Raw genomic sequence first — 4,041 nt, forward strand, 5'->3', positions numbered from 1 at the left:
GAGGCCCTGGCCGACGACCTGGCTCCCGACGAGGCGACCCGGCGCCGCTACCTGGCCGGGCTGACCGCGAACGTGGAACGGCTCAGCGCCCTGGTGGACGACCTGTTCGAGTTGTCGGCCATCCAGGCCGGAGCTGTCACCCTCGCGCTCGAGCCGACCTCTCTGCTCGAGTTGGCCGCCGAGGTGCTGGACCGGTTCGAGCCCGAGGCGGCCGCGGCCGGAGTCCGGCTGGAGTGCCGGTTGGACGGCGGCCAGCCGGTGCTGGCCGGCCGGGACCGGCTCGGGCGGGTGCTGGCGAACCTGGTCGTCAACGGCATCCGGCACACCCCCCGCGGCGGGTGCCTGCGGGTGGCTGTCGCCGATGGGGACGGCACCGCCATCCTGCGGGTCACCGACAGCTGCGGCGGCATCCCCGCGGCCGACCTGCCCCGCGTCTTTGACCAACTGTGGCGAGGCGACCCCGCTCGTTCGACCAAGGGCGCCGGCCTGGGGCTGGCCATCGCCCGTGGCCTGGTCGCCGCCCATGGCGGCACCATCGGCGTGGCCAACGTCCCCGGCGGCTGCGAGTTCACCGTCCGCCTGCCCTCGACCACCGGCCGGCCGACCGCCAGCGGTCAGCGGGGCCTTTCAGGTCACTGATCGAATCCTTACAACCTGGGAACGCCGGATCCCAGGCGCCGCACGTCCTTCTAGCCTGGTTTCATGGGCCCCACCTTCACCTCGCCGACCAGGAGCGAGCGGACCACCGCCATCCTCGGGATCACGGTCGGCGTCCTGTTCGGCGTCTGCCTGCTCACCGGGCTGCTGTCGCACCTGATCCAGCAGCCGCCAGGGTGGTTCGCCTGGCCGAGCCGGCCCGTGTGGCTGTACCGGTGGACCCAGGGCCTGCACGTGTTCTGCGGGATCGCCGCGATTCCGGTGCTGTTGGCCAAGCTCTGGTCAGCCTACCCGAACCTGTACCGCTGGCCACCCGTCCGCGGCGTGGCCCACGCCATCGAGCGGGCGTGGATCGTCCCACTGCTCGGCGGGGCCCTGCTGCTCCTGGTCACCGGGCTGATGAACATCGGCTACTGGTACGGCTGGGGCTTCGACTTCATCCGCACCCACTACTGGACGGCCTGGATCGTGACCGGGGCCCTAGTGGTCCACCTCGCGGCCAAGCTGCCCGTCCTCCGCCGCGCCCTGGCCAGGCGGCACACCGCGACCGATGTGGCCGCTGGCCTGGAGCGGCGCCGCTTCCTGATCACCACCGGGGTCGCGGCCGGCGTCCTGCTCCTGACCACTGCCGGGTCGGCGTTCACCCCGCTGCGGCGCCTGGCCGTGCTCTCGCCCAGGCGCCAGGGCGTCGGCCCCCAAGGCCTGCCCGTCAACAAGGACGCCCGCTCGGCCGGGCTCGCCGGCAAGCTGGACGACCCGGGCTGGCGGCTGGCAGTCAGCGGTCGGGTCGCCCACCCAGCCAGCCTGACCCTCGACGACCTGCGGGCACGCATGGCCGGACCCAAGGGCCATACCGCCCGGCTGCCCATCGCCTGCGTCGAGGGCTGGAGCCAGGAGGCCAATTGGCGCGGGGTGCGCCTGCGCGACCTGCTCGAGGAGGCCGGCGCCCCAGCCGGCGCGGCCGTGCGGGTCGAGTCCCTCCAGCGCGGCGGCTACTCCAGCGCCCTGCTCAACCCGGCCCACGCCCGCGACCCCGACACCCTGCTGGCGCTGGAGCTCAACGGCGCCCCCCTCCACCCCGACCATGGCTTCCCGGTCCGGCTGATCGCGCCCAACAACCCGGGCGTCATGCAAACCAAATGGCTCGAGTCGGTGACCGTCCTGTGAGCGGCCCGCGGAACGCTGCGGATCCGCTGGAGCCGCTGTCGGGCTGGCGATGGTGGATCGGACTTGCCGTTGGCGGCGCCGTCGGCCTGTTCGCATTCGCCGGGCTCCTTCGCGATGCGACGAAAACCATGCCGCTGGTCTGGCTGAGGTGGCTGGTCGGGCTTGTGCTGGTCCACGACTTCGTGCTCGCGCCGCTGGTCCTCCTGGCCGGCCGCCGGCTGCGGGATTGGGCGCCCGAGGCCTGGCGCTGGCCCCTTCAGGTGGGGCTGGTCACCTCCGGGGTACTGGTCCTCGCCAGTGTCCCCGTCCTGGTTGGCGTGGGTCGCCGCACCCAGCCACACAACGCCTCGGTGCTCCCAGGCAACTACCCGCTCGCCCTCGTCGGCGTTCTCAGCATGGTGTGGGTGGGCGTCCTCGCCCTCGGTATCTGGAACTCGGCTCGCTGGCGCAAACGGAACCCATCACCCGGCCTTCGCACGGCGGTCGGTGAGACCCCTTCAGACGCCAACCGGCCGGCCTCCTAACCACGGCAACCAGCGGTACCGGCGAGCGCTAAGGCTCAGCGCCGTGTTGCCGAGGTCGCTTTCCAGTCGCACCAGGCGCGGACGGCGGCCTCCAGGTCGGCTCGGCCGGCCTCGAGCTCGCCGAGGTCGGCGAAGCGCATGGTCCGCACCAGCCGGCCGTCGCCCTCCAGCCGGGGATGCTCGCCCGGGATCTCGGCCCCCCGGTGGAACATGATGCTGAGCAGGTGCTTGGACGGGTTGAAGCTGGCGATGTTGCCCCGGTAGGCGAAGGTCGGCGTCTTCCACTTGATCGACTCGGTCACCCGGCCGTCGGCCCCCAGGATGATGTCCCGGGCGCGCCGCATGGTCGACTCCAGCGGATGACTGGCCTGCTCGAACCACCGGTCGACGTCGGGGTTGCGGTTCATGCCCGGCCGCCACCCCGGCGGCCTTCGGTGTCGGCTCCGGCCGCGGCGAAGGCCGCGAAGGCCGCCATGTCGGTCACGAAGTTGGAGCTGGCGATCCTGCCGTCGCGGACGGTGAGCTGCTCGGCCACCCGGATGGTCCGGTCCCCGCGGGTGGCGTCGTACAACTGGAAGGCGACGTCGTCCTGATAGGCCTCGGCGACCATGGTGACCGTGGCGTCCCGGGGAAAGGCCCCGCTGGCAAGGAAGACGTCGCGCCCGTCGATCTTCAGGTCGCCGGCCGCGAAGCGGAAGCTCGGCGACAGCAGCGTGGTCACGGTTTGGCGGTCACCGGAGGTCCAGGCGTCGTGGTAGCGGCGGGCCACCTGCTGGGTTGGGTTCATCGGGCCTCCTCGGAACAGGACGTCATATGCGAAGAACCTTATATGCAAGCAAGCTAAGATGTCATCATGCAGGCCGCGATCGAAGCGCTCTCCCACCCAACCCGCCGGGCCATCCTCCGGCTGGTGCTGGACCGCGAACTACCCGTCGGTGCGCTGGCCCAGCAGACTGGCGTGAGCCAGCCGGCCGCCAGCCAGCACCTCAAGGTCCTACGGGACGCGGGACTGGTCCAGGGCCGGGTGGAGGGAAGGCGGCGCCTGTACCAGGTGGACCTGCAGGGACTCCAGCGGCTGCGCGCGGAGCTGGACACCCTCTGGGAGCCGGCGCTGCTCGCGCTCAAGCAGGCGACCGAAGCCAGCGACCGGCCATGAGACTCGCGTCCTACCAGGTCACGATCGCCGCTCCGGTCGAGGTGGTCTGGGCGCATCTGACCACGGCCGAGGGCCTGGTCCGGTGGGTCGGCCCTGAGGCCACCGCCGACCCCGCCCCGGGCGGCGCCCTGCGCTGGACCCACCCCGACGGCGCCACCGTCGTCGGCCGGTTCGTCGAGCTCGTCCCCCACCGGCGGGTCGTCTTCACCTACGGCTGGGAGGACGGCCGCCTCGGCGTGCCGCCGGAGAGCACGACTGTCGAGATCGAGCTGGTCGAGGAAGCCGGCGCCACTACCGTCCGCCTCATCCACCACGGCCTCCCGCCCGCGACCGCCCCCGAACACGAGCGCGGCTGGGCGTACTTCCTCGGCATCCTGCGCGACACCCTGTCGACGGGCTGACCCGATCGCCGTCAGGTCGCACGCCGGACGGGGTGCTTTCGGCCGGTCTCCAGCTTGCTGCGAACCTCCCGCCTCACCCGGGCCGCGAGCACCTCGTGGTGGGCGTCCAGGAACCGCCGCACCGCCGCGGGGTCCC

At 72.2% G+C, this 4,041-nt stretch carries 7 protein-coding genes; 5 read left to right on the top strand and 2 right to left on the bottom strand.

From position 1 onward, the window contains the following. The 3 genes from VF468_27295 to VF468_27305 form a co-directional block, all read left to right on the top strand. Positions 1–639: HAMP domain-containing sensor histidine kinase (locus tag VF468_27295; GenBank protein ID HEX5881992.1), on the top strand; the 639-nt coding region annotated here is incomplete at its 5' end. A gap of 63 nt (positions 640–702) precedes the next feature. After that, a complete protein-coding gene (locus VF468_27300) occupies positions 703–1,824 on the top strand; it encodes a molybdopterin-dependent oxidoreductase (protein HEX5881993.1) in 1,122 nt (373 codons plus the stop codon). 128 nt (positions 1,825–1,952) lie between these two features. After that, on the top strand, positions 1,953–2,348 hold the full coding sequence (locus VF468_27305) for a hypothetical protein (GenBank protein ID HEX5881994.1): 396 nt from the start codon (positions 1,953–1,955) through the stop codon (positions 2,346–2,348). 35 nt (positions 2,349–2,383) lie between these two features. Here VF468_27305 and VF468_27310 read toward each other — a convergent pair whose 3' ends face one another. After that, positions 2,384–2,755 carry a DUF1801 domain-containing protein gene (locus tag VF468_27310; GenBank protein ID HEX5881995.1) on the bottom strand — a complete coding sequence of 124 codons (372 nt, stop codon included), beginning with the start codon at positions 2,753–2,755 and terminating at the stop codon, positions 2,384–2,386. Then, positions 2,752–3,135, bottom strand: coding sequence for a nuclear transport factor 2 family protein (locus tag VF468_27315; GenBank protein ID HEX5881996.1), 384 nt, complete (start codon positions 3,133–3,135; stop codon positions 2,752–2,754). The genes VF468_27310 and VF468_27315 overlap by 4 nt, the downstream gene beginning before the upstream one ends. Positions 3,136–3,201: 66 nt before the next feature. Here VF468_27315 and VF468_27320 point away from each other — a divergent pair, with 66 nt between their 5' ends. Next, positions 3,202–3,504 (top strand): metalloregulator ArsR/SmtB family transcription factor, encoded by a 303-nt coding sequence (locus VF468_27320; GenBank protein ID HEX5881997.1) that lies wholly within the window; start codon positions 3,202–3,204, stop codon positions 3,502–3,504. Beyond that, positions 3,501–3,905: an SRPBCC domain-containing protein gene (locus tag VF468_27325; protein ID HEX5881998.1), complete on the top strand. Its 405-nt coding sequence runs from the start codon at positions 3,501–3,503 to the stop codon at positions 3,903–3,905. Before VF468_27320 ends, VF468_27325 begins: the two co-directional genes overlap by 4 nt. Positions 3,906–4,041: the final 136 nt, after the last annotated feature.

It is taken from the genome of Actinomycetota bacterium (assembly GCA_036280995.1).
Lineage (GTDB): Bacteria > Actinomycetota > CALGFH01 > CALGFH01 > CALGFH01 > CALGFH01.